Here is a 16,675-nt window from a genome sequence, read left to right on the forward strand (position 1 = left end):
TGAGGATGCGGGACGTGCCCGCCGACCACGAGGAGGGACCGGCATGGCTCGATACATGTTGTCCGTGCACAGCCGCGAGGGTGAGGTCCGCGAGCCGATGGCCGAGGAGGAGATGCTGCGGTCGCATGCGCGGCTCGCTCTCATCGAGCGGGAGATGGCCACTGCGGGTGCGTGGGTGTTCTCCGCGCGCCTGCACGAGCCCGACACCGCCACCGTCGTGCGGGCGTCCGGCGACGAGGTCCTGATGACCGACGGCCCGTTCGCCGAGTCCAAGGACCACCTCGGCGGCTTCTACCTGATCGAGGCAGCCGACCTCGATGGCGCGCTCGCCTGGGCGGAGAAGGTCACGGCGTGCATCAGGGTGCCGATCGAGGTTCGTCCGCTCGCGGACTTCGCGGATGAACCACGGGGCTGACGGGGCGGTCGATGCGGGTGCGGTCGGCCGGGTCTTCCGCGAGGAGTCCGGCCGATCGGTCGCCGCCCTGATCCGGTTCTGCGGTGACATCGACGTCGCGGAGGACGCGGTGCAGGAGGCGTACGCCGTCGCGCTCCGCAGGTGGCCGGAGGACGGGCTGCCGCCCAATCCCGGCGGATGGATCACCACGACGGCCCGTATGCGCGCCCTCGACCGGCTGCGTCGCGAGACCCGAGGCCGGGAGCTGCTCGGAGAGGTGGCGGTGCTCGCCGCAGGCGACGGTTCGGACGCGCCGGAGGAGGCGGACACCGTGCCCGACGACCGGCTGCGCCTCATCTTCACCTGCTGCCACCCGGCCCTGTCCGCCGAAGCCCGGGTCGCGCTCACCCTCCGCCTGCTCGGCGGCCTGTCGACCGCGGAGGTCGCCGGGGCCTTCCTGGTGGCGGAACCGACGATGGCGCAACGCCTGATCCGGGCCAAACGCAAGATCAAGGCCGCCCGTATCCCCTACCGCGTGCCGGAGGGCGGGGAGCTGCCGGACCGGGTGCGATCCGTCCTCGCCGTCATCTACCTCGTCTACAACGCCGGGCTCGCCGCCCCCGGCCTGTGCGCGGAGGCGATCCGGCTGGCGCGGATCCTGGCCGGGCTCATGCCCGACGAACCCGAGGCGGCGGGCCTGCTCGCGCTGCTGCTGCTGATCGAGTCCCGGCGAGCGTCGCGCACACGGCCCGACGGTTCCCTCGTGGTGCTCGACGAGCAGGACCGGTCCCGATGGGATCGCGCCCTGATCGAGGAAGGACAGGCCATCGTCCGAGGATGCCTGCGGCGAAACCGTCCCGGCCCTTATCAGATCCAGGCGGCGATCAACGCCGTCCACGCCGACGCCGCCACAGCCGACCGGACCGAATGGCGGCAGATCCTCGCCCTGTACGACCAGCTGATCGACCTCGCTCCCACCCCGGTCGTGGCACTCAACCGGGCGATCGCCGTCGGTGAGGTCCACGGAGCCGCCGCGGCGCTGGACCTGGTGGACGAGCTCGACCTGGACCACTACTACGCCTTCCACGCCACGCGCGCGGACCTGCTGCGCAGGCTCGGTCGCGCAGGGGAGGCCGCGGCAGCCTACGAACGCGCGGCCGCCATGGCACCGACCGAGGCAGAACGCGACTTCCTCGGGTTCGGCGGCAGGGGCCGACGCTGATCACCGCTGGGTCGACTCGGCCGGCGTGGGCACTCGTCGGGAGGCGAAGGGATCCGGGCCAGGCGGACCTCCGACGGCCAGCCTGCGCAGCCGGTCGAGGTAGTGGCGCCACCCGCCGTCGTGTGCATCCGCGGCCGGCGCCGTCAGGCCGCGGTGCACGAGCTTCAGCAGGGTGCCGCCGTCCGCCGTGGGCGTCAGGTCGATCTCGACCGTGGTCGATCCCGGCGGGATCTCGACCTCGGCGCGTTCCCAACCGTAGGTGAAGACCACCCTCCGCCCGGGGACGAGCTCGACGTAGGTGCCGGAGCACACATCCCCGTTGGCGTGGGTCCACCGGACGATGCCACCCGGCCGGGCGTCCAAGGCGGCTTCCTCCGCCATCCACTTCACGAACTCAGCAGGATCGGTGAGCAGCTCGTAGACGACCTCGGCGGGCGCGGCGATCACGAGCTCCTGCACGACGAGTTTCACCTGGCCTCCCGATCCTTCGCCGTCGCTTCGGCGGCGGCGCTCAGCCGGCGCAGTGGCTCGGCCCAGAATTCGTCGAGGAACGAGGCGATCTGCGCGACCCGCTCCAGATCGGCCCGGTACAGCCGCCGGTTCGCATCGACGCGCACGGTGACGAGCCCGGCCTCCTTCAGCTGCTTGAGGTGCTGGCTCGCGGCCGGCCGGGACAGGCCCGCCGCGTCGGCCAGCTCCGATGCCGGCCGCTCGCGGTTCCACACCAATCGCAGCATGGCTCGCCTGCCCGGGTGGGCGATGGCGCGGAGTGCCTCGTCCGATGGATCGTCCGACGGCCCGACGGCGGGGGTCACGGCCTGCGGCCCATGGCCCCGAGCAGCTTGTCCTGCGGCGACGCGTCGGCCGGGACGGCGACCGCGGGCCCGACGATCCCGGCCGCCCTGCCGCGCTCGGGCATGTCCGGCAGGAACATCGCCACGCACGCGTCGACGAGCTCGGCGTCCAGAGTCGGGTCCTGCCCGGTGGCGGTGGCCAGGTCCCATGTGTGCACGAGATTGTCCATGAACGTGCCCGCTGTCGCCTCCCCGACCGACCATTCGAAGTCCAGCGGTGACATGCACCGCCGCCCGAGGGCGCTGGGCCGCGCGAGCGCCTCGAGCACCGCCGCCGCACCTGCCCGGTAGTCCTCCACCGTCGCTCCGCGGCGGGCGGGCGGCCGTTCTCCCGCGAGTGCGGCGAGCAGGTAGTCCGTCGACCCCGTCATGTGGTCGATGAGCTGCTGCACTGACCATTGCGGACACGGGGTCGCGGCCGTGAGCTGCCCCGGAGCCACGGCGTCCATGATCGTGGCCGCTCGGGCCGTCGCTCGCCGGAACAGCTCTACCGGGTCGGTCCCGTTCATCCGGCCTCCTGATTCCGATGGGCCTTAATTAAGGCATTACTGAATCTGGCGGTCAAGGCTAGGTGTGGAACAGGACGCTGCGGCAGGCGAGGTGCAGGGCAAGGCGCTCGTCCGGGTCCGTCAGCTCCACGCCGAGCAGCTCCTGCGCCTTCGCGACGCGGGTGGCGACCGTATTGCGGTGCACCCCGAGCACCGCGGCGGTCTCGGTGAGGGAGGACTCGGCATCGAGGTATGCGGTGAGGGTGGCGAGCAGGTCACCCGCCTGGTCGCGCAGCGGTTCGAGGAGTGAGCGGGCCGCGGGGAGGAACGTATCGGTGCGGGTCCATGCGAGGAGGAGCTGGCCGAGGCCGAGCCGGTCGACGTGCACGAAGTAGCCGCCCGCGGAGCGGGTGGCGGCCAGCCGGGCCGCATCGTCGGCCTCGCCGAGCGTGCGGGTGAGGCCGACGGCATCGCGGTACAGCCTGCCGACCCCCATCGCGCTCGGCAGGGAGGTGCGCAGCAGCCACTGGGCCCGCCGCGCCGCGGTGGCATGCCGCTGCAGCTCGGAGGCCCCCGGTTCCTCGCCGAAGGTCGTCCATGCGCCCCACCCCTGGCCCTGCTCGACGACCAGTGCGTGCAGGTGCGCCGCCTCGAAGGCGCGCAGCACCTCGGGACGCATGGTCACCGGGTCGATGCTGCTCGGGACGTTGATGCGGATGCCGACGTGCCAACCCTCGAGCTGCCACCCGGCGTCGACGGCGCGGCGTCGGGTGCTCGGATCCAGCTCGGAGGCGGTGTGCACCAGGTCGGCGAGCAGTGACATGCGCAGCCGGGCGTCCCGCTCGACGGCGAGCCGGTTCTCGGCCAGGCGCTGCCCGAGCGCGCCGGCCGCCACGCCCAGCGCGGCACGCACGGCGGCCAGCTCGGCGGGGATCCCCTGCGGGACGGCGGCCGCGAGCACCGTGGGCCGGCGCCCCGCCTCGACCGGGCGGGTGAGGAGGGCGGCCTGGTCCGCGGGGCCGGGTTCGGGGCCGGCCAGCCGGTCGCCCGCGCCGTCGAGCAGCCAGACCGGGCGCCGCCATGCCGCGGCCAGGGCGGCCACCAGCTCGTCGACGCCGCCGCCGGTCGCCGAGCACACCGCCGCCGTCGTCGCGACGAGCTCGGCCACGACCTGGTCGGACTCGCGCAGGAGCCGGGTGGCGGTCATCGCGGCTGCTAGGGGGTCCGGGGCGCAGAGCACGGTGAGTCCTACCCGCTCGGCCAGTAGCCGGCTCGCCACCCGCAGCGGTTCCTCGCCCGGCAGCAGCACCGCGGTCGCCTCGGCCGCCGCGGCGCGGCGCAGCAGTGCGTCGAGGTGCCAGTCCTCGCGGTCACCGGACAGCGCGACGGCGAGCAGTGCGCCGGGGGCAGGCGAGAGGTCCGCCCGCAGGTCCGCGACGGTGAGCACGTCCCGTACGGGGACGCCGTCAGGTCCGCCGTCGGGGCTGGCCAGCACGCTGACGGCGGCCCAGTCGGGGTGACGCAGCAGCGCGTGCAGGGCGAGCGGCGAGTCGGTCACGGGAGGTTCCCTGACGGCAGGAGAACGGCGTCACAGCCGAGGCCGAACGCGTGGGGATCCACCTGCGCCAGCCGTTCCGGCGTGGCGCGCCACCACGGCGGGCCCGGGAGCGCCACCGCGAGGACGTCGTCGCCGAGGCGCAGCGCATCCACCGCGATCGGGGCGGCGGTGCGCCGGTCGAGCAGGCACAGCAGGTCGGGGCAGCTGGCGACCGGCTCGCCGTCGAGGATCGCGAGCAGGTACTCGTTCTCCGCCTCGACGCGCAGGACGGCGCCGCTCGCGTCGACGACCGTGACGCCGGCGCGGCCGAAGGACGCCGAGGGGTGGCGCGCGATCTCCACGACACGGCCTGCGGCGAGCACGCGGCCGTCGAGGGCGTCGGCCACCTCCGCAGGGCTGGGGCGGACCAGCCCGGCGTGGGCCCGACCCAGCCGCAGCGCCCTTGCGAGGGTGCCGGTGCAGGCGTCGGTGGCGAGTAGCCGGGCCGGCACCGGTGCGAACGCGCCACCGGCCCACCCGCCGCCCTGCGCCACCACCGTCCGGGCCACCCGCTCCAGCGCGGCCGGGTCGGCCTCGTCCACGAGCACGATCTGGCCGCTCGTCTCGGCCAGCGCGTACGGGGTGAGCCTCCCGCCAGCCACGGCGCGGGTGAGCTGGTCGAGCCGGGGGAGGGCGCGGCCCATGAGGTCGGCGTCCACCAGCGGGAGCCCGAGCTCGCCCGCCGCGGCCACGGCGAGCGCCCCGTTCAGCCCGGCCGCCTCGTACGGCATCAGCGCGGCGGGTGCGACGCCGGTCCAGCGGGCCAGCGCCCGGACGGCCCGCGTGATCTCCTGGCCGCTCGGCAGCTTCTCGGCGAACACCCGGGTGGCACCGAGCATCCCGACCGCGACGACCGGCGCGTCGCCGAGATCGGCCGGGTCGTGCAGCACGACCTCGCCCACCGTGAGGGCTCGGCGCAGCCCGTACCGCGGATCGCCGCCTCCGCCGGAGCCGAGCAGCTGGAGCCCGACGACGAGCGGGTCGACGTCGGCGGCTCCGAGCCGGATACCCGCCATCCGCGAATGATCGCAGACTCACGCCACGGGGACGGTGTCCTCGACCGGGCGGAACTCCTCGGTGAGCCCGAAGCAGGACGGCCCGAACACCGCGAGGGCCGCTGGCGTGCGCATGATCTCCGGCGTCGAGATGCCGATCACGACGACGCGCTGGCCGTACCGCAGCGTCTCGGTGGTGATCGGCTCGCCCGACTCGGCCTCCAGTACGCAGATCAGGTCCGGGACGATGCACCGCACGACGCCGTCGACCTCCGCGATCAGCGTCTCGTTCTGGAACGCGGTGCGCAGCGTCGAGCCGCCGTCGAAGGAGACGAACCGGGCGGTGCCGCGGGCGAAGCCGTCCACGGTGCGGCGCTCGACGTCGGCGACCTTGCCGGCGAACAGCACCCGCAGGTGCGAGTACAGGGTGGGGGCGAGGACCTCGGTGAGCGCCGAGATCGGGTCCCGCAGCTGCTCCCGGGCCTCGCGCAGCGCCCTCCCGACCGCGAGGCCGAGTGAGAGCGTGCGGGGGATCGCGGTGCGCTTGACGTCGGCGCCGGACATCGCGTACTCCGCGATCAGCGCCGCGCCGCCCATCCGGATCGTCGCCCCACGGGCGAGCCACTCCATCCGCTCGTTGTCCGGGCCGGTGTCGATGGTGACGGTCTCGCCGTGGTCGCCCGAGACGACCATGGGCGAGCCGGGTACGCCGTAGACGCCGAACGTCTCCATCTGCAGCTCGGGGAACGCCCGGCCCATCCCGTCGGCGTCCACGACGGGCAGCCCCGCGGTGGCGGCCACGACCAGCGGGATCATCGAGTTGATGCCGCCGCACTCGATCGGCATCGTGGCGTCGGCCTGCCGCCCGAGGTGAGCCTCGAGCGTGCGGAGCGCGCGGACCGCCTCGTCGCCGCGGGGGATCTTCTCCACCATCACGGTCGGCGCGCCCATCATCGCGGTGGGGATCACGAACGCGTCGTCGGCGACCTCGTCGGGGTCGAGCACGGCTACCGGGCCGTACGTGTGCATCGCGGCCTCGACCATCAGCCGGCCGATGTGCGGGTCGCCGCCGCCACCGGTGCCCAGCAGCGCGGCGCCGCGGGCGAGGTCGGGGAGGTCCTCAGGCGTCAGAATCCACGTCATGGGCGTTCCCGGGCGTCGAAGCGGACGGGGTCGGTGTCGTAGCCGAAGTAGCGCGGGCCGACCAGCGCGATCCCGGCGGGGGAGTGCCAGCGCTCGTCGGTCGGCGCGGCGAGCACCGTCACGCGGTGGCCGAAGCGCAGCGCCTCGGTGGTGACGGGCTCGCCGGTGTCGGTGTCGAGCACGATGATCAGGTCCGGCGTCGTCACCTGCACGACGCCGTCGCGCACGGCCATCAGGTGCTCGTTCTGGAACTCCAGCGTCAGCTCGCTCTCGCCGCTGATCAGAGCGGTGCCGCGGGCGAAGCCGGTGACGGTCCGGCGGGCGACGTCGGTGACCTTTCCGGTGTGCAGCACCCGCCCGCCCAGCTCGTCGGCCACTGCGGCCACGGCGTCGCCGTGCTCGGCGCGCACCCGGTCGAGGCGATGGCCGATCCGGGCGCACAGGCTCAGGGTTCCGGGCACGAGGGAGTCGCGGGCCTGGGCGCCGCTCATCACGTAGTCGGAGATGATCGCCGAGCAGCCCATCGTGATCGTCAGCGAGCGGGCGAGCGCCTCGGCCGCGTGGTTGTCCACGGCGGTGAGGATGCCGACGTTGCCCTTCTCGTCCGCGATCGACATCGGGGTGCCGGCGATGCCGGAGAGGGTGGGCAGCACCATCTGCAGCTCGGGGAAGGCGCGGCCCATCCCGTCGCCGTCGACGACCGGTAGGCCGAGCTGCGCGGCCGCCACCAGCGGGAACGTGGAGTTGACCCCGCCGGCCTCGATGCAGGCGATGTGCGTCGGGGTCACGCCGAGGTACTCCGCGAGCGCGGCGACGGTGGCCCCGATCCGCTCCGTCGAGGGCGTCTTCTCCACCATCACGGTGGGCGCGCCCATCATCGCGACCGGGAAGACCGTGGCGTCGTCGGGCAGGTCGGCGGGGGCGACGAGCGGGACGGGGCCGTGCTCACGCAGCGCCCGCGCCGCGAGGAGCCGTCCGACGTAGGGGTCGCCGCCGCCACCCGTGCCGAGCACGGCGGCGCCGCGGGCGAGCGCCTCCAGGTCGCCCTCGCCGATCATGGTGAGCCGTTCGGTAGCCGCGCTGGTCATCACCGTGCTGGTCACGCGCGCCGTCCCGCCGCCTGCTCGATCCGCAGATCGCCGACTGCCTTGCACCGGATGCGGGTTGCGTTGCCGGGCAGGTAGGGGATCGGCACCTCGTCGAAGTCGACGATCTCGACGGTGGCGGGGTCGGCGCCTGCCACCACCGCTCGGTCGACGGCCTCCTGGCGGGCCTCGTCGACCGCGGCGTCGCGCTGGCCGGGTGCGATCGCGAACACCCTGTCCACCTCGCCGCCGACCTGCGCGATCGCCGCGCCGATGGCGTTGGCCACGGCGAAGTGCTCCGGCCGGTGCACCGCGCCGAGGCCGGGGAAGGCGTCCGGGAGTAGAACCGACCCGCCGCCGACGGCCACGACCGGCAGCGGGTCGGCGGAGATCCGCATCCGATCCACGACGTCGGCGACATCGGTTGCGATCCGTTCGAGGGCCGCCGCGACGGCCGCCGGGTCGAGATCGGCAACCAGGGAGCTGTCGCCGATTTCCACCCGGCCCGCCGCGACGGCGACGTCGGTGGCGGTCAGCACATCACCGCCGAACACCAGTGCCTGCTCCGTGAGGCGGTAGCCGACCGAGTCGGGCCCGACGGTCGTGTCCGTGCCGGACCCCCGTACCAGGCTGCCGCCGCCGAGGCCGACGGACAACACGTCGGGCATGCGGAAGTTGGTGCGGATGCCCGCCACGCTGACCTCGACCGTCGCCTCGCGCGGGAACCCGCCGGTGAGCACGCCCACGTCGGTGGTGGTGCCGCCGACGTCCACGACCGCGCAGGTGCCGAGCCCGGACAGCACGGCGGCGCCGCGCATCGAGTTGGTCGGGCCGGACGCGAACGTCGCCACCGGGTACCGGCGGGCGAACTCGACGTCCATCAGCGTGCCGTCGTTCTGGCTGAGGTAGAGCGGGGCGGTGATGCCGTGGCCCGCGATCGAGGCGGCGAGCCCGTCGACGATCCCCGCGGCGAGCTCGCGCAGCGCGGCGTTGATGATCGTGGCGTTCTCGCGTTCGAGCAGGCCGACGCGGCCGATCTCGTGCGAGAGCGACACCGGTACGTCCGGCCCGAGCACGTCGGCGAGCACCTCGGCGGCGCGCACCTCGAACTCGGTGTTGACCGGGGAGAACACCGACGAGATGGCCACCGAGCGGACGCCGTTCGCGGCCATGTCGGCGGCGTGGCGGCGCAGCTCGTCCTCGTCGAGCGGGGAGATCGGGCGCCCGTCGAACTCGTGGCCGCCGTGTGCGAGATAGGCGCGCCCTGCGATCGCCCCGACGAGGCGGCCCGGCCAGTCCACCATCGGCGGCAGCGACGCGGTGGCCGGGAGCCCGAGGCGCAGGGCCGCCGTGGGGGCAAGGCCGCGGGCCTGCACCAGTGCGTTGATGAAATGCGTTGTGCCGATCATCACCGCCTGGACGTCGGCGGGTGGGAAGGGGTGCTGGGTCTGCAGCCCGTCGAGCGCGGTGACGATGCCGGAGGTGACGTCGGGCGTGGTGGCCGCCTTGACCGCGGCGAGCACCCGGTCGCCGTCCATGAGTACCGCGTCGGTGTTGGTGCCCCCGACGTCGATCCCGATCCGCATTCAGACGCTCTCCTTCTGGTCCACGGGGTCGAAGCTGTCGACGGTGCGGCTGACCCCGACGCCGCGGACGAGACCGAGCTTGCCGGCGACGACGTAGAGCACGAACGCGGTCGCGAGGGAGTTGATGCTGGGCAGGCCCCAGCTGACGAAGTACCCGATCAGCGCGGCGACGAGCCAGATGACGAGCGTGGCCGGCACCCAGGTGGGGGCGGTCTCCGGCACGGTGCCCGCGGCGCGCGAGCGCTCCAGCTCCGGGCGCCACTGCTTCACCACGAAGTACTCGGCAACCATGATCCCGGCGATCGGCGGGAACGCGACGCCGAGCACGGTGAGGAAGCCGATGAAGCTGTCGAGGATTCCGCCCGCGGCGAGCACGCTGCCGACCACGCCGAGGACCAGCGTCGCCATCGCGCGGTTGACGTGCTTGCCGAACACCGTGCCGACGAAGTTCACGACCCCGAGCCCGGAGCTGTAGAGGTTCCAGTCGTTGATCTTCAGCGTGCCCAGGATGATCACGAGCGTGCCGACCCAGCCGACCGAGGACGTCACGATCGTGATGACGTCGTCGGAGCGGATCGCGTGGGCCAGGAGCACGCCGGACATGCCGATCAGGTACTCGCCGACCGTGAAGCCCACCACCGTCTGCTTCACCACGTCGGCGTCGCTGCGGTTGAACCGCGTCATGTCCGGCGTGATCACGGCTCCGACGATGAAGCCGCCCGCGACGAGCGTGGTGCCCTCGATCAGCGAGAGGCTCGGCCCTGGCGGCGCGGAGGCGACGAGCGTGCCGACGTCGTGGGCGAAGAGCTCGCTGCCGATCGACCAGGCCACCAGCACGAGGAACGACGGAACCGTCAGGTAGGCGACCCATTTCATCGAGGCGAAGCCCCACAGCACGATGAAGGTGACCGCGAGCCCGAACAGCAGCGACCACGCCCACATCGGCAGCACGCCGATGAGGCTGACGAGCCCCTCCGCCGAGACGCCGGACTGGATGCCGAACCAGCCGATCAGCGAGATCCCGATCGCGACGCCGACCACCGCGCTGCCGCCTTGGCCGAAGCCGGTCCAGCGGGCGAGCATCGAGGTCTGCATGCCCTCGCGGCTGCCGATGATCCCGACGCCGATCGAGACCAGCTCGAGGATCACCGCGCCGAACGTGAACGCGAGGAACGCCTCCCAGAAGCCCATCCCGAACCCGAGCGTCGAGCCCAGCAGGAACTGGCTCAGCGCGGAGACCTGCCCGAAGCGCTGCACGGCGACGGTCCACCACGAGTAGCGCGCTGTGGCCGGCACGCGGGTGAGCGCGTAGTCGTCGACCCCGACGTGTGCTGCCATGGAGACCTCCTCGGCCGTTTGCGGAACCATAAGCCCTGGTCAGAGGGCCGTCACGAGGCAGAGTGCCTGATCAGGTCGGCACAGCTGTGCACTGTGCACAGTCGCACACTCGTCAGACAAGTGGTCTACGCTGAGGGTCCGTGACCGGAATGCGATTCGGAATCTTCGTTCCCCAGGGCTGGCGCCTCGACCTCGTCGGTATCGACGCCAAGGACCAGTGGCCCACGATGAAGGCACTCGCCCAGCGGGCCGACGCCGGACCGTGGGAGTCCATCTGGGTGTTCGACCACTTCCACACCGTCCCCGCCCCCACTGACGAGGCAACGCACGAGGCCTGGACGCTCATGTCGGCCTTCGGCGCCGTCACCGAGCGCGTGCGGCTCGGTCAGATGTGCACGTGCATGAGCTATCGCAACCCCGCCTACCTCGCGAAGGTCGCCGCCACCTGCGACCACGTCTCCGGCGGCCGGATCGAGATGGGCATCGGCGCCGGCTGGTACGAGCACGAGTGGCGGGCGTACGGCTACGGATTCCCGCCCGCGCGGGAACGCCTGCGGATGCTCGACGAAGGCGTCCAGATCATGCGGCAGGCATGGACCGAGGGCCGCGCGTCCCTCGACGGGAAGCACTACCAGGTGGACGACGCGATCGTCCGGCCGCTACCGCTGCAGGAGGGCGGTATCCCGCTGTGGATCGCAGGCGGCGGGGAGAAGGTCACCCTCAAGATCGCCGCGAAGTACGCGCAGTACACCAACTTCATCGGCACGGACGATGTCTTCGCCAGCAAGTCCGAGATCCTCAAGGGGCACTGCGACACGGTCGGCACCGACTACGACAAGATCGTCCGGTCGGCCAACTTCAACGTCTTCATCGGCGAGACCGAGGCCGACGTACAGAAGCGGATCGACACCCTCAAGGCCCGCCTCGAGCCCTACGTCGGGGCCGAGAAGGCCGAGAACACGATCGCGACGTCCACGCTGAACGGCGCCGGTGCCGCGGTCGGCACCCCCGCCCAGATCGTGGAGAAGCTCGGGAGGTTCCGCGAGCTCGGCCTGGGCTACGGCATCTTCAACTTCGCGGAGTCGGCGTACGACCAGTCGGGCATCGAGCTCTTCGAACGAGAGGTGATCCCCGCGCTGCGCTGACGGCGCGAAAGTTCAGGAAAGCCACGTTCCTGTCCTGCAGGTTCGCCGAACGTGGCTTTCCTGAACCTCCTGAGGCGCGTCGGCGGAGGCTCCGGAGGCGGCGTAGGAGAGGATGCGAATGTGGGAACACGGCCGGGGGACGTCGTCGAGGCCTTCCTGCACCACCTCGCCGTCGAGCGGGGGAGCGCCGCCAACACGCTCGCCGCGTACCGCGCCGACCTCGCCCGCTACCTCGACCACCTGCGGGCCCGCGACGTCGACGACATGGCCGCGGTGCAGGAGGCCGACGTCGCGGCGTTCGTCCCCGCCCTGCGCGGCCCGCCGCTGAACCTCGCCGCGTCGTCGGCGGCACGGGCGCTGGCCGCGGTGCGTGGGCTGCACCGCTTCGCCGTGCGCGACGACCTCGTGCCCGTTGACGTCGCCCGCGACGTCGCGCCGCCCGCATTGCCCGCGCGCTTGCCGAGGGCGTTGACGGTGGACCAGGTCGAGCAGCTGCTGGCCGGCTGCATCGGCGACGGACCCGCGGCGCTGCGCGACAGCGCGCTCCTGGAGCTGCTGTACTCGACCGGCGCCCGGATCTCCGAGGCCGTCGGGATCGACCTCGACGACCTCGACACCGGCGCCCGCACCGTCTTGCTGCGCGGCAAGGGTGGCAAGCAGCGGCTCGTGCCCGTCGGGCGGCCCGCGCTCGCCGCCGTCGACGCGTACCTGGTGCGGGCCCGCCCCGCGCTCGCCACCCGCGGGCGAGGGAGCCCCGCGCTGCTGCTCAACGCCCGAGGGGGACGGCTGTCGCGGCAGAGCGCGTGGCACGTCCTGCGCGGCGCCGCCGAGGCGTCCGGGCTCACCGCCGAGGTCTCGCCGCACACGCTGCGGCACTGCTTCGCGACGCACTTGCTGGCCGGCGGCGCGGACGTCCGGGTCGTGCAGGAGCTGCTCGGCCACGCCTCGGTGAGCACGACGCAGGTCTACACGCACGTCACGGTGGACACGCTGCGCGAGGTCTACGCAACCTCGCACCCGCGCGCCCTGCGCTGAGACCGCGACTCGCGCGCACCCAGACCGCGACTCGCGGGCTCAGTCGCAGCCGGGTACGTCCTCGAGGCGGTGCCAGACCGGGATCCCGCGCTCGCGGGCGATCGCCACGTCCTGGTCGGCGCCCTTCGACTTGCCGGGGAGGCGCAGGACCCCGTCGCAGTGCTGCAGGAGCCGCTGAGCGGTCGGGTACATGACCCGCTCCGCGAGCGGATCGGTGACGCTGGTGGCTCCCGCGCTGCGCAGGACGGGGAGCGCGACCCACTCTCCGATCATCGGCACGTGCCCGGCCTGGAACAGCGGCCATGCCGCCTCCTCCAGGCGGGCGAGGTTGGCGGCCATGAGTTGGGGATCGTCACCGGTGCCGGAACGGTAGGGGCCTGCGATCAGGATCATCAGTGAACTCGGCATGATTCGACACGATACTGTGCACGAGTCGGAACAAACAAGGGAGAATGTGCATGCTCGCCGCGCAGCGCCGGGACCTGCTCCTCGAACGTCTCCGCGCGGACGGGCGTCTGGTCGCGAAGGACCTTGCCGTCGAGCTCGGCGTCTCCGAGGACAGCGTTCGCCGCGACCTGCGCGAGCTGGCCGCCGCTGGGCTCTGCCAACGTGTCTACGGCGGCGCTCTGCCGATCTCGCCTGCCATCGCCGACGTCGCGGGGCGGGAGCGGGTCGAGCCGGCGAGCAAGGAGCGGGTCGCCGCCGCCGCGGCCCGGCTCGTCGTCCCGGGGTGCACGGCGATCATCGACGGGGGTACCACCGCGCTCGCCGTCGCCCGCGCGTTGCCGCTCGACCTGGCGGCCACCGTCGTCACGCACAGCCCGACCGTGGCTACCGCGCTCGTCGACCACCGTGACGTCGAGGTGTTCCTGCTCGGTGGGCGGCTGTTCAAGCATTCGCTGGTGACGTGCGGCGCCGCGGCGGTCGAGGCGGCGCAGGGCGTCACCGCCGACCTGTTCCTGCTCGGCGTCACCGGAGTGCACCACGAGGCCGGCCTCACCACCGGCGACGCAGACGAGGCCGCCATGAAGCGCGCGCTCGCTCGCCGCGCCGCCGACACCTACGTGCTCGCGAGTGCGGAGAAGATCGGGGCGGCGTCGCGGTTCGCGGTGCTGCCGCTCGGCGACGTCACGGCGCTCGTCACCGACGCGGACCCGGCCGCACCCGCACTGCGCGATCTGACGGCCGCCGGCGTCCAACTCGTGTCCTGAGGTGCGACACGCCCACGGTCGGTGGGCCGCCGCCACCCTCGGACACCGGGCGGTAACGTTCCGGATGCGTCGGCCACATCCGGCCGATTGGTCGGCCGACACGCGGCGGGGTGCGTTGGCGGTCGTCCGCCCGGCCTCTTACCCTGCGGAGATCGGCCCTCCCGGGTCACCCGTCAGAGACCGGAGACCGCATGGACACGCCGCGGCCCTTCACTCCCCGTTCGGAGCCGCTCGAGAGTGAGACGAACGGCGAGGAACCGTATGGCGACTACGAGGGTGGCGAGCAGGAAGCCGCCGCCGAGCCCGCGGGGAGACACCACTTGAAGGTGCCGGATCCTGCCCCGCTGACCGAGCACGGCCCGGCGCGGGTCATCGCGGTCGCGAACCAGAAGGGCGGCGTCGGCAAGACGACGTCGACGATCAACCTCGGCGCAGCGCTGGCCGAGTACGGCCGCAAGGTGCTGCTGGTCGACTTCGACCCGCAGGGTGCTCTGTCGGTCGGTCTCGGCGTGCAGGCGCACGAGCTGGAGACCACGATCTACAACCTGCTCATGGAGCGGGGAGTGGAGATCGACGACGTCATCCGGACCACGAACGTCGAGGGCATGGACCTGCTGCCCAGCAACATCGACCTGTCCGCCGCCGAGGTGCAGCTGGTCACGGAGGTGGGCCGGGAGCAGGCGCTCGGGCGCGCGATCAAGCCGGTGCTCGACCGCTACGACATCATCCTGATCGACTGCCAGCCGTCGCTCGGCCTGCTCACGATCAATGCGCTGGCGTGCGCCGAGGCCATCCTCATCCCGCTGGCCTGCGAGTTCTTCTCGCTGCGCGGGGTCGCGTTGCTCATGGACACCATCGACAAGGTCCAGCAGCGGCTGAACCCGGACCTCACGATCCTCGGCATCCTCGCCACGATGTTCGATCCGCGCACCCTCCACACCAAGGAGGTGCGCCAGCGCGTGATCGAGGCGTTCGGGGAGCTGGTGTTCGAGGCTGTGATCAACCGGACGGTGCGCTTCCCCGAGACCACCGTGGCCGGGGAACCGATCACCACGTGGGCGCCGACGTCGAACGGGGCGCAGTCGTACCGGCTGCTTGCCCGCGAGGTCCTCTCCCGGTGACTGTTGTCGAGGACGGGCCGGTGCCCGCGGCACCGGCGCGTCCGCGCTTCCAGGTGCGGCTGCACAACTTCGAGGGTCCGTTCGACCTGTTGTTGCAGCTCATCGGCAAGCACGAGCTCGACATCACCGAGATGGCGCTGCACACCGTCACCGACGACTTCATCGCCCACCTCGCCGCGCTGGGCGACGACGCCGACCTGGACGAGACCACCGAGTTCCTCGTGATCGCGGCCACGCTGCTGGACCTCAAGGCCGCCCGGCTGCTGCCGAACGCCGACGTGGAGGACGAAGAGGACCTCGCGCTGCTGGAAGCCCGGGACCTCCTCTTCGCCCGCCTGCTGCAGTACCGCGCCTACAAGCAGGTGGCCGGGCTGTTCGTGGAGCTGGAAGCCGGTGCGCAGCGGCGTTTCCCGCGCTCGGTCGCGCTGGAGGAGCGGTTCTCGGCCCTGCTGCCGGAGGTGCTGCTCGGCGTAGACCCCGAGGCGTTCGCCGAGCTCGCCGCTTCGGTGTTCCGCCCCAAGCCTCCGCCCACGGTCGGGATCGACCACCTGCACGCCGCGGCGGTGTCGGTGGCCGAGCACGCGGCGATCCTGCGCGAGCGGCTGGCCGAGCTGGGTTCGGCGACCTTCGCCGAGCTGACCGCCGACTGCGCGAACCCCCTCGAGGTCGTCGCCCGCTTCCTCGCGGTGCTCGACCTGTTCCGCGGCGCCCTCATCGATCTGCTGCAGCCGGAGCCGTTCGGGGAGCTGACAGTACGCTGGACACCATCCACTCACGAACAGCCCGAGCAGCAAGCGTCGCCCTCCACAGATGACTGATACCCCCACCGAGCTCGCCGCCGCCGTACTCGGTCTCGTCCCGGAAGCGCCGGACGAGCTCGAGCCCGGACTCGCCGTCGACGAGTCCGACAGCGACGAGCTCGCCGACGACGCCGCACTCGACGCCGCGCTGGAGGCGCTGCTGCTCGTCGTCGACGCACCCACCGACGAGGAGACGCTCGCGCAGGCCCTCGACCAGCCGGTGGCGCGCGTGCGGGAGGCGGTCCTGCGGCTGTCCGCGGCCTACGCGGCGCAGCAGCGGGGGATCGACCTGCGGCACGCGGGTGGCGGGTGGCGCTTCTACACCCGCGACGTCCACGCCCGATACGTCGAGCGCCTCCTGCTCGACGGTCAGCGGGCGCGGCTCACCCGCGCCGCCATGGAGACCCTTGCGGTGGTGGCCTACCGGCAGCCGGTCACCCGCGCCCGGGTGTCGGCGGTCCGCGGCGTCAACTGTGACGGCGTGCTGCGCACCCTGCTCACCCGTGGCCTCGTGCAGGAGGCGGGCGTCGACCCGGCCACGCAGGGCACGCTGTTCCGCACCACCGAGCTGTTCCTGGAGCGGCTGGGACTCTCCTCCCTCGACGAGCTGCCCCCGCTGGCCCCCTTGCTTCCCGACGTCGATGCGATCGACGAACTGTGA

Annotated in this window: 18 protein-coding genes; 8 read left to right on the forward strand and 10 right to left on the reverse strand. The window is 72.5% G+C overall.

Translation table 11 applies throughout. The annotated features are described in order from the left end of the window. Window positions 1-43 precede the first annotated feature (43 nt). Window positions 44-415: a YciI family protein gene (locus tag K1T35_RS16515; protein WP_220261027.1), complete on the forward strand. Its 372-nt coding sequence runs from the start codon at window positions 44-46 to the stop codon at window positions 413-415. Then, window positions 399-1,616 (forward strand): RNA polymerase sigma factor, encoded by a 1,218-nt coding sequence (locus K1T35_RS16520; RefSeq protein ID WP_220261028.1) that lies wholly within the window; start codon window positions 399-401, stop codon window positions 1,614-1,616. Before K1T35_RS16515 ends, K1T35_RS16520 begins: the two co-directional genes overlap by 17 nt. On the opposite strand, the gene K1T35_RS16525 is transcribed toward K1T35_RS16520, so the two are convergent. Genes K1T35_RS16525 through K1T35_RS16565 form a run of 9 tightly spaced genes read right to left on the reverse strand, consistent with a single transcriptional unit; the run spans window position 1,617 to window position 10,702 of the window. Next, window positions 1,617-2,087 carry an SRPBCC domain-containing protein gene (locus K1T35_RS16525; protein ID WP_220261029.1) on the reverse strand — a complete coding sequence of 157 codons (471 nt, stop codon included), beginning with the start codon at window positions 2,085-2,087 and terminating at the stop codon, window positions 1,617-1,619. Beyond that, entirely contained in the window at window positions 2,084-2,431 is a 348-nt protein-coding gene (locus K1T35_RS16530) for a helix-turn-helix transcriptional regulator (RefSeq protein ID WP_220261030.1), read from the reverse strand. The genes K1T35_RS16525 and K1T35_RS16530 overlap by 4 nt, the downstream gene beginning before the upstream one ends. Beyond that, window positions 2,428-2,979 (reverse strand): TIGR03086 family metal-binding protein, encoded by a 552-nt coding sequence (locus K1T35_RS16535; RefSeq protein WP_220261031.1) that lies wholly within the window; start codon window positions 2,977-2,979, stop codon window positions 2,428-2,430. The genes K1T35_RS16530 and K1T35_RS16535 overlap by 4 nt, the downstream gene beginning before the upstream one ends. Window positions 2,980-3,037: 58 nt before the next feature. Beyond that, on the reverse strand, window positions 3,038-4,516 hold the full coding sequence (locus K1T35_RS16540; protein ID WP_255621990.1) for a helix-turn-helix domain-containing protein: 1,479 nt from the start codon (window positions 4,514-4,516) through the stop codon (window positions 3,038-3,040). Next, complete coding sequence (locus tag K1T35_RS16545; RefSeq protein ID WP_255621992.1) at window positions 4,513-5,571, reverse strand: DUF917 domain-containing protein; 1,059 nt, start codon at window positions 5,569-5,571, stop codon at window positions 4,513-4,515. The genes K1T35_RS16540 and K1T35_RS16545 overlap by 4 nt, the downstream gene beginning before the upstream one ends. A gap of 18 nt (window positions 5,572-5,589) precedes the next feature. After that, window positions 5,590-6,693: a DUF917 domain-containing protein gene (locus K1T35_RS16550; protein ID WP_220261032.1), complete on the reverse strand. Its 1,104-nt coding sequence runs from the start codon at window positions 6,691-6,693 to the stop codon at window positions 5,590-5,592. Then, window positions 6,690-7,751: a DUF917 domain-containing protein gene (locus tag K1T35_RS16555; protein ID WP_220262652.1), complete on the reverse strand. Its 1,062-nt coding sequence runs from the start codon at window positions 7,749-7,751 to the stop codon at window positions 6,690-6,692. The genes K1T35_RS16550 and K1T35_RS16555 overlap by 4 nt, the downstream gene beginning before the upstream one ends. A gap of 41 nt (window positions 7,752-7,792) precedes the next feature. Then, window positions 7,793-9,364: a hydantoinase/oxoprolinase N-terminal domain-containing protein gene (locus K1T35_RS16560; RefSeq protein WP_220261033.1), complete on the reverse strand. Its 1,572-nt coding sequence runs from the start codon at window positions 9,362-9,364 to the stop codon at window positions 7,793-7,795. Then, window positions 9,365-10,702 carry a cytosine permease gene (locus K1T35_RS16565; protein ID WP_220261034.1) on the reverse strand — a complete coding sequence of 446 codons (1,338 nt, stop codon included), beginning with the start codon at window positions 10,700-10,702 and terminating at the stop codon, window positions 9,365-9,367. A 149-nt stretch (window positions 10,703-10,851) separates the two neighbouring features. On the opposite strand from K1T35_RS16565, the gene K1T35_RS16570 reads away from it, so the two are divergent. After that, window positions 10,852-11,847 (forward strand): LLM class F420-dependent oxidoreductase, encoded by a 996-nt coding sequence (locus K1T35_RS16570; RefSeq protein ID WP_220262653.1) that lies wholly within the window; start codon window positions 10,852-10,854, stop codon window positions 11,845-11,847. A gap of 120 nt (window positions 11,848-11,967) precedes the next feature. Then, window positions 11,968-12,882 (forward strand): site-specific tyrosine recombinase XerD, encoded by a 915-nt coding sequence (gene xerD, locus K1T35_RS16575; RefSeq protein ID WP_220261035.1) that lies wholly within the window; start codon window positions 11,968-11,970, stop codon window positions 12,880-12,882. Window positions 12,883-12,921: 39 nt separating this feature from the next. Here xerD and K1T35_RS16580 read toward each other — a convergent pair whose 3' ends face one another. Next, window positions 12,922-13,290: a DUF4406 domain-containing protein gene (locus K1T35_RS16580; RefSeq protein WP_255621995.1), complete on the reverse strand. Its 369-nt coding sequence runs from the start codon at window positions 13,288-13,290 to the stop codon at window positions 12,922-12,924. A gap of 50 nt (window positions 13,291-13,340) precedes the next feature. Between K1T35_RS16580 and K1T35_RS16585 the strand changes: the two genes are divergently transcribed. The 4 genes from K1T35_RS16585 to scpB all read left to right on the forward strand — a co-directional run bounded on the left by K1T35_RS16585 (window position 13,341) and on the right by scpB (window position 16,675). Continuing rightward, a complete protein-coding gene (locus K1T35_RS16585) occupies window positions 13,341-14,093 on the forward strand; it encodes a DeoR/GlpR family DNA-binding transcription regulator (protein WP_220261036.1) in 753 nt (250 codons plus the stop codon). Window positions 14,094-14,284: 191 nt separating this feature from the next. Next, on the forward strand, window positions 14,285-15,214 hold the full coding sequence (locus K1T35_RS16590) for a ParA family protein (RefSeq protein WP_220261037.1): 930 nt from the start codon (window positions 14,285-14,287) through the stop codon (window positions 15,212-15,214). Further along, the gene (locus K1T35_RS16595; RefSeq protein ID WP_220261038.1) at window positions 15,211-16,032 is read left to right on the forward strand and encodes a ScpA family protein; all 822 of its coding nucleotides are present in this window, start codon (window positions 15,211-15,213) and stop codon (window positions 16,030-16,032) included. Before K1T35_RS16590 ends, K1T35_RS16595 begins: the two co-directional genes overlap by 4 nt. Then, the gene (gene scpB / locus K1T35_RS16600) at window positions 16,025-16,675 is read left to right on the forward strand and encodes an SMC-Scp complex subunit ScpB (RefSeq protein WP_220261039.1); all 651 of its coding nucleotides are present in this window, start codon (window positions 16,025-16,027) and stop codon (window positions 16,673-16,675) included. Before K1T35_RS16595 ends, scpB begins: the two co-directional genes overlap by 8 nt.

Origin of the sequence: Pseudonocardia sp. DSM 110487 (assembly GCF_019468565.1) — a bacterium.
Lineage (GTDB): Bacteria > Actinomycetota > Actinomycetes > Mycobacteriales > Pseudonocardiaceae > Pseudonocardia.

Excerpts from the sequence above, each read along its gene's own strand:
- K1T35_RS16535 (WP_220261031.1), bottom strand. The coding sequence starts at position 2,979 with ATGAACGGGACCGACCCGGTAGAGCTGTTCCGGCGAGCGACGGCCCGA.
- K1T35_RS16570 (WP_220262653.1), top strand. The coding sequence starts at position 10,852 with ATGCGATTCGGAATCTTCGTTCCCCAGGGCTGGCGCCTCGACCTCGTC.
- K1T35_RS16555 (WP_220262652.1), bottom strand. The coding sequence starts at position 7,751 with ATGATCGGCGAGGGCGACCTGGAGGCGCTCGCCCGCGGCGCCGCCGTG.
- K1T35_RS16515 (WP_220261027.1), top strand. The coding sequence starts at position 44 with ATGGCTCGATACATGTTGTCCGTGCACAGCCGCGAGGGTGAGGTCCGC.
- K1T35_RS16565 (WP_220261034.1), bottom strand. The coding sequence starts at position 10,702 with ATGGCAGCACACGTCGGGGTCGACGACTACGCGCTCACCCGCGTGCCG.
- K1T35_RS16520 (WP_220261028.1), top strand. The coding sequence starts at position 399 with ATGAACCACGGGGCTGACGGGGCGGTCGATGCGGGTGCGGTCGGCCGG.
- K1T35_RS16585 (WP_220261036.1), top strand. The coding sequence starts at position 13,341 with ATGCTCGCCGCGCAGCGCCGGGACCTGCTCCTCGAACGTCTCCGCGCG.
- K1T35_RS16545 (WP_255621992.1), bottom strand. The coding sequence starts at position 5,571 with ATGGCGGGTATCCGGCTCGGAGCCGCCGACGTCGACCCGCTCGTCGTC.
- K1T35_RS16580 (WP_255621995.1), bottom strand. The coding sequence starts at position 13,290 with ATGCCGAGTTCACTGATGATCCTGATCGCAGGCCCCTACCGTTCCGGC.
- scpB (WP_220261039.1), top strand. The coding sequence starts at position 16,025 with ATGACTGATACCCCCACCGAGCTCGCCGCCGCCGTACTCGGTCTCGTC.
- K1T35_RS16550 (WP_220261032.1), bottom strand. The coding sequence starts at position 6,693 with ATGACGTGGATTCTGACGCCTGAGGACCTCCCCGACCTCGCCCGCGGC.
- K1T35_RS16560 (WP_220261033.1), bottom strand. The coding sequence starts at position 9,364 with ATGCGGATCGGGATCGACGTCGGGGGCACCAACACCGACGCGGTACTC.
- K1T35_RS16590 (WP_220261037.1), top strand. The coding sequence starts at position 14,285 with ATGGACACGCCGCGGCCCTTCACTCCCCGTTCGGAGCCGCTCGAGAGT.